Source organism: Treponema socranskii subsp. socranskii VPI DR56BR1116 = ATCC 35536, assembly GCF_000468115.1.
Lineage (GTDB): Bacteria > Spirochaetota > Spirochaetia > Treponematales > Treponemataceae > Treponema_D > Treponema_D socranskii.
Genome location: NZ_AVQI01000030.1, coordinates 61,843 through 77,271, shown reverse-complemented (window position 1 = coordinate 77,271; position 15,429 = coordinate 61,843). Strand labels below are relative to the sequence as shown.

The window sequence follows — 15,429 nt, the reverse complement described above, 5'->3', positions numbered from 1 at the left end:
TCGTATGAATATGATACGCTTTATTCTGCAAACTCGACTATTGAACGTGTGCGCACACGCGCACGGCTAAAAACTTTTTCGGAAATTGACATTTCCTGCAAAAGTTTTTATAGGAGTTTTTATGAAAAAAATTGTAACGGTTTTTTTTGCCGCCTTCTTGGTGTTTTCAGGATGTGCGGGGAAGTCGGGCGTAAATAAAAAGCTGAACGGCACTTTCCGCGGTTCGGCTCAGGGTATGCGCGCTCCGATCGTCGTGGATGTTACGCTTGAAAAAGGGGAAATAAAAGCCGTAACCGTTGTGCAAAACGAAGACTCACCCGTAATCAGCGATGCCGCCGTCAATTCGATTCCTCAAAGGATTTGCGCTCAGCAAAATATTGAAGTCGATACCGTAAGCGGTGCAACGATAACGAGCTTTGCGATAAAAGCGGCCGTTGCAAATGCTTTGACCGAAGCGGGTGCGGTACTCGATCCGTATAAAAAAGGCAGCGATGCGGTAAAAAAAGAAGAAAAAAAGACCGCGGAAGATTTTGATGTCGTTATTGTCGGAGGCGGTCTTGCCGGTGTGAGCGCCGCAATCGAATTTGCGCGCAACAGCAATTTATCCGTCGTTGTGCTGGAAAAAGAAGCGTATACGGGCGGCTCTGCGCGAGTGTGCGGCGGCGGTATGTGGGTTGTCAATTCCGAGATGAATAAAAAAGTAAAATTGGACAGCACTAAAGAAGAGCTGATTGCATTTTATGAAAAACGGAGCAAGGGTGCCCCCTTAAACAAAAAATTGATTGCCAATATTTACGATAAATCTGCCTATATATTTGATTATTTCCTTAAAGGCGGATTGCCCGTCTCCGAAGAGCGCTGGTATTTGGCGCACCCCGACAGTAAATTGCCCGTACTTGAATCGAGGTATGAGGGAAGGTACGCATGGAAACTCGGTGAAAGTCAAATGTTCGACGCTGTCGGAAAAATAGCCGAAGGTTTGGGAGTTAAAATCCGTTTGAACAGTAAAGTAACCGAACTTGTTACCGAAAACGGCGCCGTTACGGGAGTGAAAGTTGAAGACGAAACTTCAAAATATACGCTGAATGCTAAAAAAGTAATTTTAGCTACCGGCGGTTTTTCTCGGAATCCGGAACTGGTAAAAAAATATGCACCCGACTATACAAAGGCTATTCCCTTTACCTGTGCCGGCAGTACCGGGGACGGTTTTATGTTGACTGAAAATCTCGGCGTTCAAATTGTCGGAAACGGTATGATGGGAATTCGCGGAACTACCGCTTCTTACGGTTATTACGGCCGTATCGGAAATCTTGTGTTCAGTGCGAAAGCGGTTGTAAATAAAGAAGGTAAAGATTTCGGTCTGAAAAAAGCCTTTTATGCCGACGGTTTAAAATTGATTTTGGATCAAACGGATTCGATGGGGATAAGTATCTATGACGAAACGAACGCAAAATTGGCCGACCGTTTGGAAGAAGCCGTAGCTGCGGGAGTTGCAAAGAAATTCGATACGCTTGAAGCTTTGGCTTCTTCTTACGGTATCGATGAAGCGGAGTTTAAACGTACCGCCGAAGCGAACGATATTAAAAACGGGCCGTTCTACGGCATCGTTACCAATCCCGTATTAATCGGTTCCATCCCCGGCATAAAAGTCGATGAAAACTGCCGTGTATTGGATGTGCAAAATCAGGCTATAAAAAATCTGTTTGCCTGCGGCGAATTGATTTTCGGAAATGTTTTTTCCGGCGCCTATGTTTCTTCGGGAAGCGGCGTCGGTATCAGTGCTTATACGGGCGCGATTGCGGCCGACGCGGTTATAGATGAATTAAAATAACGACTGCTTTGTAAAAACGGTACGTGTACTTGCGGCGGCGCTTATTTTGTGCTTACGGACGAAATGAGCTGCCGCCGTATTTTTTATACGTACAAGGGAATGGGAAATAACAGGATTTCGTCTATCGTTTTCTAAACTAATAAAGGGCTGTCTCAAAAGTCGATCAAAACGCCGAAACGCCGATTGACCAAAGTGCGCAATTAGGTTAATATACTAAAACTATCGATATCATTCTCTTCGCTTTTCTGCGGGGAGTGTTTACGGGAGTATATAGTTATGGGTGCTATTCGTGTAATTCTGCTCGTCGCATTTATCATTGCGTGTGCGTTGCTTATCCTTATTATTCTCGTGCAGGATGACGGTTCGAGCGGTATGGGCGGCCTTTTAGGCGGACGCGGAACGACGGCATTCGGTTCTCATTCCGCAAATATCCTGACTCGCTCGACTTTTGTGCTCGTCGTGCTCTTTTTTGCCTTTGCATTAGCGCTCGCGCTGTTGAACAAGCGGCCGCGCCTCGAACAAAATCTCGCTCCTGCCGAAACCGTGCAGCCGAGCACCTCTCCTGCCGATACGCAATCGAACAATTGGTGGAAAACATCCGATGCTCAAGGAACGGCGGTCGATTCCGGAAGCGCAGCGGTTGAGCCGCAGCAGTGATTCGGGAGGAGATAAGCGATGTTAAGTCATTTACTCACTCCCGCGAATATCAAAGCCGATTTGGAAAGCACGGAAAAAGACGAAGTATTTGAAGAGATGCTCGAAATGGTCGTTGCATCCCAACCGTCCGTAGATCGGCAGGATGCGCTGAATGCGCTCATGCTCAGGGAAGCGCAGCAGACTACCGGCATCATCCCCGGCATTGCTGTTCCTCATGCGCAGTGCGCTTCGGTGCGAGGTACGGCGATCGCTCTGGGCGTAAGCCGCAGCGGCGTCGAATACGATTCCCTCGACGGCAGCCCCGTCAATTTTATCATCATGATGCTCTTTGCTCAGGGCGATACGGAATCACATCTTCAGACGATGAAGGATGTCGCGAATCTTTTGCAATCGCCCGATTTTTTAAAAACAATTATGGAAAAAAAGACGCCGCAGGAAATATTCGACGCCGTATGCAATTTTGAAATGTCGTTACAGGGGTAGCCTATGGCGGAAAGCGAAGTCAATGTTATCAATCATCTGCTTGAAGTGGAGCGGCGTGCATCGGGTATGACGTCCGACGCGCAGGCGGAAGCCGATAAGCGCATTTCCGTGTACCGCGCCGAAGCGGAAAACGATTATAAAAAACGGCACGACGAAATCTTGGCAAAATTCGAAAGCGATTATGCTGCGCGAACAAAAGCGATCGACGAAAAACACGCCGAGACGATTGCCGCATATCGATCCGAAATTCAAAATACGACACAGGATACCGAAGCTTTTTATAAGCTGCTCGATACGCTGCTTGCCGTGCATTGACGGGCGCGCGTATGGAATACTCCGGTGCTGCTTCTTATGTAAACGCCAAAGCTGCGGGAATGCTCCGAAAAGCTTTTGTCGGCGAGAGAGCTTCGGCTCTGTTTGCCGTAAAGACGCTTCCCGAATTGTGGACGCTCGTGTTCGGTACGGAAGTACCGCTCATCCCGCAGACTATGCTCGGCGAAAAATTGGAAGAAGAAGCGGAAGACCGTTTTTTGGCGCAGTATATTTCGCTCGTTGAAATGTATGACAAGCCTCATGCTATTTTGACCGAGCTTTTGTACTTTTATGTTATCGAAAATTTAAAAACGATAAGCGCGGCGCTGTGCTTAAAAGAAGAAAAGATGCCGCACCTCTCTGCGCTCGGCTCATACGGTGTGCTCGATTATAAAGCGTGGCCGGATATCGCTTCGATCACAAAGGGAACGCCCTTTGCGTGGTACGATTCGGTGCCCGATATCCACGACCAGCATATTGTCAACGCAAAGCTCGACAGTCAATACGTTAAGCTGATGTGGCAGTGCGTAAACGAAGTGCGCGGAGAAATTAAAAAGCCCGTCGTCGATTTTTTTACGCATTACTATGTTATGCAAAACATCGTGTGGGCACTCCGTTTGAAAGTGTACTACGACATGAAAAAGGAAGAGATATTGACGCATCTTGCGTACGCGGACGACCGGCATGAAACATCCGATCCTCTTGCCGCTCCTGCGATCGCGATTCTCGACAAAGCGGTCGACACCTACGCCGATTGGAAGGACTGGCAGTATGCGCCGCTGCTCAATCCCCACGAAGAGGGAGCTGTGTGGAAGCTCGATCCGCGCTGGATGGAAGATGCGTGCAAAGTCGACATAAACCGCCGCGCCGAGCGGCTCTTCCACCGATATCCGCTGACCGATGTCGTACTTATTTCGTGGTTTAAGATAAAGCAGCACGAATGCGATATCATACGGACGGCGGCCGAAAGTATCCGCCTCAATGTCGGCGCAGAAGAAGGGATGAAGATTGCGGGAGTGGCGGCGAATGCCCGATCATAATATTGCAGCAAAAAGCGAGAAGGTGAAATATGGCACGAACGACTGAAATGCGGCTCATAGAGCTTATGACGCTCCGGCAGGATATTTCAAAAGTGATCGAATACCTCGGTAAAAAGGGTAACTTTCAGTTTCAGACAAAACTGCAGGGAGGGGACGCTTCCCCATCCGACGCTTTTAAAAATGCCGACAAAGAATTTTTCGACAATCTTCAGCGCGCACGCATCTTTCTCGCCGTTCCCGACAGAACGGACGACGGGCGATCGTGCAGCGCGCCTTCCGACGCGGACAGAGACGATGCTGCAAAACTGCTTGCCGCGGTCGACGATTTGAAGCATCGCGTTACCGCAAGTATCGAAGAAGCCAAGCGGGTCGACGACGCGTACAAAGAAGCGCTCGCGTTTTCGAATTTGAAAGCGTCGTATTCGGAACTCGAACATCTTTCGTTCCTTTCGCTGCGAATCGGCAAAATCGATCCGACGTTGTTTGAAGCGCTCAAAGATGCGGTCGGGGAGCGGGCTGTCGTCATTCCGCTCGGCAACGACAATTCGCGCATCCTCGCGGCGTCTTCGAAAAAGGGACGCTTCGTACTCGACACGGAATTGAAAAAATTCAATTTCGTCAATATGGAAATCCCCCAAGATTTTAAAGGGATTCCCGACGATGTGCTTTCCGGTCTCAAAAACGAAAAAAGCGTTGCTGCGGAAAAAGTCACCGTATTGGAAAAAGAGCGCAGCAATTTTGCCGAAACGCACCGCGAAAAACTGCTCGCGCTCTTGGGCGCGTTTTCGATCGGCATGCAGATTCAGGACGTCGAATCGAAGCTGCAGTCGACCGAACTCGTCTACCGTTTGACCGGCTGGGTTTCATCCCGCGACAGCAAAGCGATGATGAAAGAGCTCGATGAGCTCACGGAGGGACGGATCGCTATCCGCGAATATCTGCCGTCCGAAGTGCCGTCGGTCATAAACGGAAAAGAGCAGGTGCCGGTCGAAGTGCATCACCGGAAATTCGTCAAAGGCTTCGAGCGCATGCTCTTCAGCTACGGCGCGCCCGTCTACGGTACGATCGATCCGACACCCTTTGTCGCGCTCTTTTTTACGCTTTTGTTCGGCATCATGTTCGGAGATTTCGGACAAGGGCTTGTCATATTTTTGCTCGGCATTTTGCTCGAAAAACGAATCGTGCGCATCGGTTCGTACAACAGATCCGCACCCGTCTTTATCGCAGTCGGAGCGAGCAGTATGATCATGGGACTTTTGACGGGCGAGTTTTTTACGAACGAAACGCTGCTCGAACCCTTTGCATATTGGGTGACGGGATTTTTCGGAAAGCCGCACGCGCCGATCATAAAGCTCATGCCGTCGGGAACCGACACGTCGGCGATGTTCGCGATGTTCGGCGTTGCGATCGCCGTCGGCTTTCTCATCAATACGATCGGCTTAATAATCAATATCACGAATAAATTCATCGTGCGAAAACCCGGCCGTGCGCTTTTCGGAAAGACGGGGCTTGCCGGCGCGTGCTTTTTTTGGTACATCGTCGCGCTCGTCGTACGCGTTTTGTTTTTCCATCAAGCGGCGTCGCGTTTCGACTTTATCGTGATCGGCGTGCTCATGTTTTTTGCCGCATTCGGAGAGCCCTTTGAGCGTCTCGTCGACGGAGAGCGTCCCATCGCCGAAAACGGCATCGGTGCGCTCGTCATTTCGGGCGTCGTCGAACTCATCGAAGTGATTTCGACCTATCTTTCGAATTCGGTGAGCTTTTTGCGCGTCGGCGCGTTTGCGCTTGCGCACGCGGTGCTCGCGTTCGTCATTTCGATGCTCGCCGACATGATCGGCTCTCCGGGCGGTATTATCGTAACGGTACTCGGAAACGCGCTCGTCATCGTGCTTGAAGGCATGATCGTCGCGATCCAAGTCGTGCGTCTGCAATACTACGAATTCTTTTCGAAGTTTTTCAATGAAACGGGTGTCGAGTTTTCGCCGTTTTGCTTTACGTATAAACAGGGCGCCGTGCAATAGGCTGCCCGGTGAGTTTGCGTTGCAGACTCGAATATATAGCGTGCGCTTGCAGGAAACGTCGGAGTAAGGCTTCGCGCTTCGAAGCACGCGCATGATTAAAAAACTTTTTCGGATGCTGATGATGTCCGAAAACGGGAGTTTCTATGTATAAAAAACTTATCGCGGTTGCCGTTCTTTCGGCAATTTTTTCGGTCGGCGCGCTTTTCGCGCAGTCTTCAAATGAAACGCAGAGCGCACCTGCCGTGGAATCGAAAGCTTCCGTGAGTGGCGGCATCCGCTACATCGCTGCGGCTCTTGCGGTCGGCATCGCGTGTATCGGCGGCGGCATGGCTGTCGGCAAAATCGGAGCGGCTGCTATGGGCGCGATGAGCGAAAACGCGAACCTTTCGGGAAAAGCGCTTCCTTTCGTCGGTCTTGCCGAAGGTATTTGCCTCTGGGGCTTTTTGATCGGATTCCTTATCATCAACTGATCGAGGATACACCGATTTGAACTATTTTGTGATCGGTGAACGCGAAATGGTTCTCGCATTCCGACTTGTCGGCGTCGACGGTGCAATAGCCGAAACGCGTCAGGAAGTGCTGGAATCGTTTAACCGCGTTACTGGCAGGGGCGGTACCGTATCCGTTCCCGTTGAAAAAATTCCCCGCGTCCTCATTCTCACGGAAAGCGCCGCCTCTTATATTCAAGACGAAGAGCTCGAATGGCAAAAGACGGCCGACTATCCGCTTATCGTAGAGATACCCGGGCTTGAAGGCCATTTGAGCGGGCGCAAAACGCTTACCGAAGCGATCGGGGAAGCAATCGGCGTAAAAATTTAAAGGATTATCGTTATGGAAGAATTACGCTCGACCGAAGTTCTCGACAAAGAAATCGAAACGGACGCACGGAAAAAAGCGGAACGCATTTTGGCAAAAGCCGACAGCGACGGAAAAGCGCTCGTCGCCGATGTGGCGCACCGCATCGAAAAATTTACGGAAGAAAAAACCGCCGAATATCAAAAAAAGACGGAAAGCTATCAAGCCGACAGAGACGCCGTCGTCCCGCTTGAAAAAGAGCGTTTTCTCGTTTCGTTTATGGAAAGCGCGATTATTAAAGCGATCGATTCGTACCTCGAAGCGCTGGGGGAAGAAAAGCGCATTGCGCTCGCCGTACGCCGATGGAACGCATATAAAGCGGTTGTCGCTTCTCAAAAAGTGAACGCTTTTGTGTTCGGCTTCGATGCCGCGCGTGCGGAAGCGGCTTTGAAAAAAGAAGGCGTGTCGCTTGCAGCCTGCTCGTCCGTCGCATACGAAAAAAGCGGCGACGAAGAGATCGCCGGCTTGACATTTAAAGAGGGTATCATCCTCGAAACGGAAGATAAAATGATCCGCTGCCGTCTGACGCTTTCACAGATCGTCGGCGAGCTTGAAACGGAACACCGCGCGGAACTCGCCAAAGCTCTGTTCGGCGGGAGGTTTGATTCATGACAGTTGAAGGGAAAATTACGCGCATTTCCGGACCCATCGTTTTTGCCGAAGGGCTCGACGAATGCGGATTATACGATGTCGTCGATGTCGGCGAAAAAAAGCTTATCGGCGAAATCATCAGGCAAAATAAAGGCAAAGCAACCGTTCAGGTTTACGAAGACGACACCGGCATGCACGTCGGTGAAAAGATCGTAAGCTACGGACGCCCTCTGTCGCTCAGGCTCGGGCCGGGACTTGTCGGTACGATTTACGACGGTATCCAGCGCCCGCTCGAATCGATGTACGAAGACGGGACTGCGTTTTTGCTTCCGGGGCAGCGCACCGAACCGCTCGACACGAAAAAAACGTGGCACTTCGATGCCGGAAAAACTTCCGACGGAAAAACGATCGGGGATGGCTCTCCGATCGCGCCGGGTCTTCCGCTCGGAACGGTACAGGAAACGCCGTCCGTTTTGCATACGATTATGGTGCCGCCCTATATCCGCGGGCGTGTGCTAAAAACATTTAAAGGAAGCTGCGATTGTACCGTCGACGATGTCATTGCGACGACGGAATTGGACGAAGAGATAAAACTTTCGCAGTATTGGCCGGTGCGCACTCCGCGTCCCTATACCGAAAAGCTTACGGTATCCGAGCCCCTCGTTACGGGGCTCCGCGTTATCGACGTGTTTTTTCCGCTGTCAAAAGGCGGAACCGCGGCAATCCCCGGCGGTTTCGGTACGGGCAAAACGATGACGCAGCACGCCGTTGCAAAGTGGTGCGATGCCGATCTCATCGTCTACATCGGCTGCGGAGAGCGCGGAAACGAAATGACCGACGTTCTCACCGAATTCCCTGAAATCGTCGATCCGCGGACGGGACGCTCCATCATGGAACGCACGATCCTCATTGCGAATACGTCGAATATGCCCGTTGCCGCGCGTGAAGTGTCGCTGTATTCGGGCATCACGCTTGCCGAATATTACCGCGATATGGGTATGGCAGTCGCGATCATGGCAGATTCGACGAGCCGCTGGGCGGAAGCGCTCCGCGAGCTTTCCGGCCGCATGGAAGAGATGCCTGCCGAAGAAGGCTTTCCCGCCTACCTCCCGACGCGACTTGCAAGCTTTTACGAGAGGGCGGGACGTATCAATTCGCTGTGCGGCAGGGAAGGATCGGTTTCCGTTATCGGCGCGGTTTCTCCTCCGGGAGGCGATTTTTCGGAACCCGTCACCCAGCACACAAAGCGATTTATCCGCTGCTTTTGGGCGCTCGACCGGGATTTGGCAAACGCGCGCCATTATCCGGCTATCGGCTGGATCGATTCGTATTCCGAATACGCGGACGAAGTAAAGGGCTGGTGGGAACGCCACAATCCCGAGTGGTCGTCGGTGCGCACCGGAGCGCTCGACCTCTTAAAGCGGGAACAGCATCTCCAACAGATCGTGCGCCTCATCGGTCCCGACGCGCTTCCCGACGCCGACCGCCTCGTGCTTTCGGTTGCGGAAATGATTAAAAACGGATTTTTACAGCAGGATCAATTCGACCAAATCGATGCGTACTGCGTTTCGAAAAAACAGATCGCGATTCTCGTACTCATCATGGATTATTATTCGTCGGCGCTTGCGCTCATAAAAAGCGGCGCGCCCTTGGTCAAATTGACGGGCCTTCCGGTGCGCGAAGAGATTATGCGTATCAAGTCGAAGTATACGAACGACGAAGCCGACAAAATTCAAGACGTGAAGATGCACCTTGAAAATCAGCTCGACGAATTGAGACGGCTCTACCGAAGGACAGGCAGCGTATGAAAGGAATAGAATACCGCGGATTTACATCGGTCGACGGCCCGATCGTCATCGTCCGCCGAACCGAAAATATTTTTTACCTCGAAACGGTGTGCGTGCGGGACAGAAACGGAAACAAGCGTATCGGGCGCGTTATGGATCTTTCCGAAGACGCGGCGGTCGTTCAGATTTTCGGCAATACGACGGGGCTCGACCTCGATGCGACGACCTACGAATTCCTCGACACGCCGCTCGAACTGCGCGTCGGTGAAGGATTGCTCGGACGCATCTTCAACGGACTGGGAGAACCGATCGACGGATACCCACCCATCGTATCGTCGGAGCTCGTCAATATAAACGGAAACCCGATCAATCCCTATGCGCGTATCTACCCGCGCGATTTTATCCAAACGGGTATTTCGGCGATCGACGGCATGAACTCGCTCGTGCGCGGACAAAAACTGCCGATTTTCAGCGGCAACGGTTTACCGCACAATAAGCTCGCCGCACAGATCATCCGTCAGGCAAAGCTTCGCTCGAGCGACGAACAGTTCGTCATGGTCTTTGCCGGTATGGGAATCAAATACGATATCGCGCGCTTTTTTACCGACACCTTTGAAGAATCGGGCGTCCTTTCGAAAGTCGTCATGTTTCAGTCGCTCGCCGACGCTCCGTCCATCGAACGCATCATCACGCCGAGGTGTGCGCTTACGGCGGCGGAATACCTCGCGTTCAAAAAAGGCATGCACGTTCTCGTCGTGCTCACCGATATGACGAATTACTGCGAAGCGCTCCGCGAAATCTCGACGACGCGTGGCGAAGTGCCCGGCCGCAAAGGGTATCCCGGCTACCTCTATTCCGATCTTGCGGAACTTTACGAACGTGCGGGGCGCATCAAGGGATCGGCCGGTTCGATCACGCAGATTCCGATTTTGACGATGCCGAACGACGACATATCGCATCCGATCCCCGACTTGACCGGTTATATCACCGAAGGGCAGATCGTTCTCGACAGAGAGCTTTCGCAAAAAGGATTGTATCCGCCCGTTGCGGGGCTTCCGAGCCTTTCGCGCCTCATGAAAGACGGTATCGGAGTTGCAAAGGACGGCAGGGTCATGACGCGGGAAGATCACGCGAACGTTTCGAGTCAGCTTTTCGCTTCGTATTCGAAAGTGAAGTCGGTGCGGAACCTCGCGGCGATTATCGGCGACGAAGAGCTTTCACCGCTCGACCGCGAGTACCTCAAGTTCGGCGATAAATTCGAAAACGAATTTTTGATGCAGGGCGAATACGAAAACCGCACGATAGAAGAAACGCTCGATTTGGGCTGGAAGATTTTGACGACGCTGCCGCGCGAAGAGCTCTACCGCATCAAACCGGAATATATCGAAAAGTATATGCCGAAAAGTGAAGACGAAAGCGGAGATGCGGAGCGGAACTAGCTTATGGCGAAACTGAATATTGCGCCGACAAAATCGAATCTCCTCGCCATGAAAGAGCAGCTTGCCGTGTCCAAAAACGGCTACGATCTCTTGGAACAAAAGCGCGAAATCCTCGTCATGGAACTCATGCACATGGTCGAAAACGTCAAGCTCCTCGAACACGACATCGATAAAGTGATCGAGGAAGCGTATCCCGCGTTTCGAAAAATGCTTGCGAGTATGGGAAGCGATCAAGTCGAGCGCATATCGCACGGCGTGCACTACGATTTTGTCATACACGAAAAGCAGGAAACGCTCGGCGGCATGTCGTTCAAATCGCTCGATGTCGAACTCCCGAAAAAAGAATTGTTTTATTCGTTTATGGGCACTTCATCCGACAGCGATAAAGCGATGGATCTCTTTTTTCGGCTGCTCGCGCTTTTGACGAAGATGGCGTCGATCCGCACGATCGTGTGGCGGCTCGCGGGCGAAGTGAAAAAAACGCAGCGGCGGGTCAACGCGCTCGACAAGATGATCATTCCGCAGACGAGCGAAACGAAAAAATATATCGAAAGTGTACTTGAAGAGCGTGATCGTGAAAACATCTTTACGCTCAAAGCGCTTAAAAACCGCAACAGGCGATAGCCGATAGGAGGTAGGATAAAATGAGTAAACCGCTTTTCAGCCGTATTCTTGTTGCCGTCAACGGATCCGAAGCTTCGATTCACGCTGCGATGTACGGCATCATCATGGCAAAGACCTATCACCTCGATCTGAAATTTATATACGTCGTCGATACCGCGACGATTAAGCGATTGACCTTGTCGAAATTTTTTGCGAGCGATGAGCGAAAGCTCTACGAAGAAAATCTCATCGCCGACGGGAAAAAATATCTTGCGTATACGGGAGATTTGGCAAAATCGAAAGGCGTTACCGCCGAAACGGAACTGCTCAACGGAGCCGTATGGGCGGAGATCGTCAAAGCGGCCGACGACTACGATGCGGACTTTATCCTCCTCGGCGGAAAAATACGCGACGTATCGTACACGCCTTCGGGCTCAAACCGAAGCGATGTCGTTTCTCTCGACCAAAGCCAAACGATCGCCGCCGCGAAGTGTTCCGTCATCGTCGTCAAGCAAAAAGACATAGAGCAATTATTTAAAATCGCATAAGGGTACGGCCGCTTGGAAAACTGCTATGAAATCCTCGGCGTAGCGCACGATGCATCGGCGTCGGAAATCAAACGTGCGTTCAGACAAAAAGCGAAAGAGTATCATCCCGATACGGCGAAAAAAAGCGATGCCGAAACGACCGCCCTGTTCCGCCGTCTTGTGCAAGCCTACGACATCCTTTCCGATGCGAGACAGCGTTCCATATTTGACAATTCTTTTTTCAGCCGCTATCATATACGAAAAGCCCGCACAAATTCGTTCGACTATCATGCGTGGCTTTCGGAACGCAGCGACGATGAAAGCAGGGCAAAGCTCATATTTTGGGATTTGATGCATCACCGCGAAGACGAAGCCGTTTCGGAATTCAAACGCATGATGACTTCTCGTCCGAGCTTTAATCTTGCAAGATGGTTTTCGCGCGAAGACTTTATGGATTACGGCTACATCCTTGCCGAAGAGCTTACGGTGCGCGGAGAGTTTTACGATGCGTTTTTGCTGCTCGAGCGGATTATTAAAATGGAATACAAGAGTGATTATTTCAGGCTCTTTTTTCCGGAAGTGATTTCGTTTGCGCTCCATATTTTAAAAAGCAATATCGAGGGAAATGTCAGTGACGAGCTTGCCCTCGACGCGTGGGAGAGGGCTCTCGATCTTAAGTTTTCGGCGGCGGACGATTCGTTTTTTTTGAAAAAAATGGCGGAAGCCTATCTCAGGCTCGGCGACCGGCACACGGCGGACATCTGCTTTGAAGAGAGTGAAAAATTAATAAAAAAAGATCAATTTCGAACACGAGGTGTTTATGATACGGTTAAAGAATGACGATGAAATCGCAGGTATCAGAAAATCCTGTCACCTGCTTGCGGATATGTTCAACGAAATCCTCCCGCGCGTAAAAGCGGGTATGTCGACGAAGGATATCGACGATATGTGCAAGCATTTTATGCTTTCTCATCACGGCAAACCCGCGTGGTATCGCGAAAACTTTCCCGGAGCCGTGTGCGTCAGCGTCAACGAAGAAGTTATACACGGCGTACCGTCGGCGAAAAAAATAATCCACGACGGTGATTTGGTTTCGATCGATGCGGGAATCGATTTGGACGGTTTTATCAGCGATTCGACGCACACGGTGCAGGTCGGAAACGTCCGTCCCGAATGGAAAGCGCTCGACGACGTAACGAGGGAATGTCTTGCCGCGGGGATTGCAGCCTGCGTCGTCGGAAACAGGATCCACGATATTTCAAACGCTGTCAACGATATTGCCGTGAGTCACAACTACGGCGTCGTCTACGAATACTGCGGTCACGGCGTCGGTCTCGACGTGCACGAAGATCCGTCGATCCCCAATTGCCCCTCGGGGCCGAATCCGCGCATTCAGGCAGGTATGGTGCTTGCAATCGAGCCGATGATCAATCTCGGAACGGCGGACGTCGTAACGGCGGACAACGGCTGGACTGTGCTGACCGCCGACGGAAAAGCGTCCGCACACGAAGAGCACACCGTTGCGGTTTTCAAAGACCGTACGGAAATACTTACCGCGCTCGACTATGCCGGATAACAATTTTTTAAACTAACAAAATTTTATTAAGACTGCCGCGCTTTTTTGTAACACTTGTCCTTCGATATGTATTATTTTAATAGTATGGATGTCGAGATGAAAGTGTTTCATAATAAAATGCTTTCGGCATTCATATCAATAAAAGAGCGGACTGCGGCAATTGCGTGCAGCGGCGCTCCGGAGGTTTTGATTATGAAAACATGGACAAAGAGGATAATCGGCATTTCGTGCGCCGCCGTTTTGGCATTCGGCGCGATTTCGCTTTCGTGCAGAAAGACGCCGGTAAACGGAAGCGCGGACACGGCTTTTGCGGAAACGCGCGCAACGTCTCCGATTCCCGCCGATTCTTTAAAGATGATTCAAGCGATGCAGGATGCGTTCCGTTCGATCAGCGATACGTTGCTTCCTTCGGTCGTTGAAATCGACGTGACGGAAACGAAAACGGTGCAGTCGAATCCGCTCGGAGATTTACCGTTTTTCTTTTTCGGTTTGCCGAATCAGGGCGGCGGAAGAGAGAGGCAATATGAACAGCAGGGACTCGGATCGGGCGTTATCGTGAGGCGCACGGGAAATACGCTCTACGTGCTTACGAACAATCACGTTGCCGGCGAAGCGACGAAGATTTCCGTAAAGCTCAACGACGGACGGCAGTTCGACGGCAAACTCGTCGGAGCCGATTCCCGTATGGACGTCGCTCTCGTTTCGTTCGAATCGAGCGATAAATCGATTCCCGTCGCCTCTCTCGGAGATTCGGATGCGGTGCACACGGGCGATCTCTGTTTTGCGATGGGAGCGCCTCTCGGCTATAATCAGTCGGTGACGCAGGGCATCATCAGTGCGACCGGCAGAAGCGGCAGCGATATCGGCAACATCAGCGATTTTATTCAAACCGACGCCGCGATCAATCAGGGAAACTCCGGCGGCCCGCTTATCAATATCTACGGGGAAGTGATCGGCATCAACACGTGGATCGCTTCTCAATCCGGCGGTTCGCAGGGACTCGGCTTTGCGATTCCGATCAACAATATCAAAAACGCGATCGACGACTTTATTGCGAACGGTAAATTGGCGTACGGCTGGCTCGGCGTTTCGCTCGTCGACATCTCTTCGGAATATAAGACGGCGCTCGGGGTTGCCGATAAAGAAGGCGCGTTCGCTTCGCAGATTTTCCGCGATTCGCCTGCGCAAAAGGGCGGCATCCAGCCCGGTGACTATATCGTCTCTCTGAACGGAAAGAGCGTCAAAAGCGTCAATCAGCTTGTGCGCGATGTCGGCAGCTTAAAAGCCGGTTCTACGGTGTCTTTCGAAGTGCTTCGCGGCAAGCAGACGGTAAAGCTTTCGGTAAAAATCGAAGCGCGGAGCGAAAACGTATCGGGTGACAACAGTAAACTCTGGCCCGGCTTTATCGCGGTTCCGCTCACCGAAAAAACGCGAAAAGACTTGAAGCTCGACAACAATAGAATACAGGGAGTGGCCGTTACGAGCGTGCTCGAAAAATCGCCTGCGGCTTCCCTTCGTCTGCAAAACGGGGATGTGATCACCGCCGTTAACGGCAAATCGATAAGTTCGATCGAAGACTTTTACGCAGAGCTCGGCAAAGCCAAGCGCGGCGTAAACTTTGACGTGTATTCGAACGGCGGCACGATTACGACGGGAACGTATAAGTTTTAACGGTGCGCTCTTTCTCTCCGCTTCACGCCGGCTGTG

At 51.4% G+C, this 15,429-nt stretch carries 16 protein-coding genes; all 16 read left to right on the top strand.

Features of this window, described 5'->3' with window-relative positions; all coding sequences use genetic code 11:
- Positions 1-121 precede the first annotated feature (121 nt).
- The 16 genes from HMPREF0860_RS04980 (at position 122) to HMPREF0860_RS04905 (ending at position 15,393) form a co-directional block, all read left to right on the top strand.
- Positions 122-1,831, top strand: coding sequence for an FAD-dependent oxidoreductase (locus HMPREF0860_RS04980; protein WP_021330076.1), 1,710 nt, complete (start codon positions 122-124; stop codon positions 1,829-1,831).
- 276 nt (positions 1,832-2,107) lie between these two features.
- On the top strand, positions 2,108-2,488 hold the full coding sequence (secG, locus tag HMPREF0860_RS04975) for a preprotein translocase subunit SecG (protein ID WP_021330032.1): 381 nt from the start codon (positions 2,108-2,110) through the stop codon (positions 2,486-2,488).
- 18 nt (positions 2,489-2,506) lie between these two features.
- The gene (locus tag HMPREF0860_RS04970) at positions 2,507-2,971 is read left to right on the top strand and encodes a PTS sugar transporter subunit IIA (RefSeq protein WP_021330084.1); all 465 of its coding nucleotides are present in this window, start codon (positions 2,507-2,509) and stop codon (positions 2,969-2,971) included.
- A 3-nt stretch (positions 2,972-2,974) separates the two neighbouring features.
- Positions 2,975-3,286, top strand: a complete 312-nt coding sequence (locus HMPREF0860_RS04965) for a hypothetical protein (RefSeq protein WP_021330085.1) — start codon at positions 2,975-2,977, stop codon at positions 3,284-3,286.
- A gap of 11 nt (positions 3,287-3,297) precedes the next feature.
- Positions 3,298-4,323: a V0D/AC39 family V-type ATPase subunit gene (locus HMPREF0860_RS04960; protein WP_021330065.1), complete on the top strand. Its 1,026-nt coding sequence runs from the start codon at positions 3,298-3,300 to the stop codon at positions 4,321-4,323.
- Between the two features lie 29 nt (positions 4,324-4,352).
- Complete coding sequence (locus tag HMPREF0860_RS04955) at positions 4,353-6,344, top strand: V-type ATP synthase subunit I (RefSeq protein WP_021330035.1); 1,992 nt, start codon at positions 4,353-4,355, stop codon at positions 6,342-6,344.
- Positions 6,345-6,487: 143 nt separating this feature from the next.
- Entirely contained in the window at positions 6,488-6,814 is a 327-nt protein-coding gene (locus tag HMPREF0860_RS04950; RefSeq protein WP_016519701.1) for an ATP synthase subunit C, read from the top strand.
- 16 nt (positions 6,815-6,830) lie between these two features.
- A complete protein-coding gene (locus HMPREF0860_RS04945) occupies positions 6,831-7,163 on the top strand; it encodes a V-type ATP synthase subunit F (protein WP_021495545.1) in 333 nt (110 codons plus the stop codon).
- Between the two features lie 12 nt (positions 7,164-7,175).
- Positions 7,176-7,811 (top strand): hypothetical protein, encoded by a 636-nt coding sequence (locus HMPREF0860_RS13215; RefSeq protein WP_021330026.1) that lies wholly within the window; start codon positions 7,176-7,178, stop codon positions 7,809-7,811.
- Positions 7,808-9,598, top strand: a complete 1,791-nt coding sequence (locus HMPREF0860_RS04935; RefSeq protein WP_021330068.1) for a V-type ATP synthase subunit A — start codon at positions 7,808-7,810, stop codon at positions 9,596-9,598. The genes HMPREF0860_RS13215 and HMPREF0860_RS04935 overlap by 4 nt, the downstream gene beginning before the upstream one ends.
- Positions 9,595-11,016 (top strand): V-type ATP synthase subunit B, encoded by a 1,422-nt coding sequence (locus HMPREF0860_RS04930; protein ID WP_021330047.1) that lies wholly within the window; start codon positions 9,595-9,597, stop codon positions 11,014-11,016. The genes HMPREF0860_RS04935 and HMPREF0860_RS04930 overlap by 4 nt, the downstream gene beginning before the upstream one ends.
- A 3-nt stretch (positions 11,017-11,019) precedes the next feature.
- Positions 11,020-11,640: a V-type ATP synthase subunit D gene (locus tag HMPREF0860_RS04925; RefSeq protein ID WP_016519706.1), complete on the top strand. Its 621-nt coding sequence runs from the start codon at positions 11,020-11,022 to the stop codon at positions 11,638-11,640.
- Positions 11,641-11,660: 20 nt separating this feature from the next.
- Positions 11,661-12,167 carry a universal stress protein gene (locus tag HMPREF0860_RS04920; RefSeq protein WP_021330064.1) on the top strand — a complete coding sequence of 169 codons (507 nt, stop codon included), beginning with the start codon at positions 11,661-11,663 and terminating at the stop codon, positions 12,165-12,167.
- Positions 12,168-12,179: 12 nt separating this feature from the next.
- Entirely contained in the window at positions 12,180-12,986 is an 807-nt protein-coding gene (locus HMPREF0860_RS04915) for a J domain-containing protein (RefSeq protein ID WP_021330090.1), read from the top strand.
- Positions 12,967-13,722: a type I methionyl aminopeptidase gene (map, locus tag HMPREF0860_RS04910; protein ID WP_021330010.1), complete on the top strand. Its 756-nt coding sequence runs from the start codon at positions 12,967-12,969 to the stop codon at positions 13,720-13,722. The genes HMPREF0860_RS04915 and map overlap by 20 nt, the downstream gene beginning before the upstream one ends.
- Positions 13,723-13,914: 192 nt before the next feature.
- A complete protein-coding gene (locus HMPREF0860_RS04905; RefSeq protein WP_038080810.1) occupies positions 13,915-15,393 on the top strand; it encodes a Do family serine endopeptidase in 1,479 nt (492 codons plus the stop codon).
- Positions 15,394-15,429 lie beyond the last annotated feature (36 nt).

Bases quoted from the DNA above. Each gene is read 5' to 3' on its own strand.
- HMPREF0860_RS04920 (WP_021330064.1), top strand. From the start codon at position 11,661: ATGAGTAAACCGCTTTTCAGCCGTATTCTTGTTGCCGTCAACGGATCC.
- HMPREF0860_RS04930 (WP_021330047.1), top strand. From the start codon at position 9,595: ATGAAAGGAATAGAATACCGCGGATTTACATCGGTCGACGGCCCGATC.
- secG (WP_021330032.1), top strand. From the start codon at position 2,108: ATGGGTGCTATTCGTGTAATTCTGCTCGTCGCATTTATCATTGCGTGT.
- HMPREF0860_RS04925 (WP_016519706.1), top strand. From the start codon at position 11,020: ATGGCGAAACTGAATATTGCGCCGACAAAATCGAATCTCCTCGCCATG.
- HMPREF0860_RS04955 (WP_021330035.1), top strand. From the start codon at position 4,353: ATGGCACGAACGACTGAAATGCGGCTCATAGAGCTTATGACGCTCCGG.
- HMPREF0860_RS04935 (WP_021330068.1), top strand. From the start codon at position 7,808: ATGACAGTTGAAGGGAAAATTACGCGCATTTCCGGACCCATCGTTTTT.
- map (WP_021330010.1), top strand. From the start codon at position 12,967: ATGATACGGTTAAAGAATGACGATGAAATCGCAGGTATCAGAAAATCC.
- HMPREF0860_RS04950 (WP_016519701.1), top strand. From the start codon at position 6,488: ATGTATAAAAAACTTATCGCGGTTGCCGTTCTTTCGGCAATTTTTTCG.
- HMPREF0860_RS04970 (WP_021330084.1), top strand. From the start codon at position 2,507: ATGTTAAGTCATTTACTCACTCCCGCGAATATCAAAGCCGATTTGGAA.
- HMPREF0860_RS04980 (WP_021330076.1), top strand. From the start codon at position 122: ATGAAAAAAATTGTAACGGTTTTTTTTGCCGCCTTCTTGGTGTTTTCA.
- HMPREF0860_RS04960 (WP_021330065.1), top strand. From the start codon at position 3,298: ATGGAATACTCCGGTGCTGCTTCTTATGTAAACGCCAAAGCTGCGGGA.
- HMPREF0860_RS13215 (WP_021330026.1), top strand. From the start codon at position 7,176: ATGGAAGAATTACGCTCGACCGAAGTTCTCGACAAAGAAATCGAAACG.
- HMPREF0860_RS04905 (WP_038080810.1), top strand. From the start codon at position 13,915: ATGAAAACATGGACAAAGAGGATAATCGGCATTTCGTGCGCCGCCGTT.
- HMPREF0860_RS04965 (WP_021330085.1), top strand. From the start codon at position 2,975: ATGGCGGAAAGCGAAGTCAATGTTATCAATCATCTGCTTGAAGTGGAG.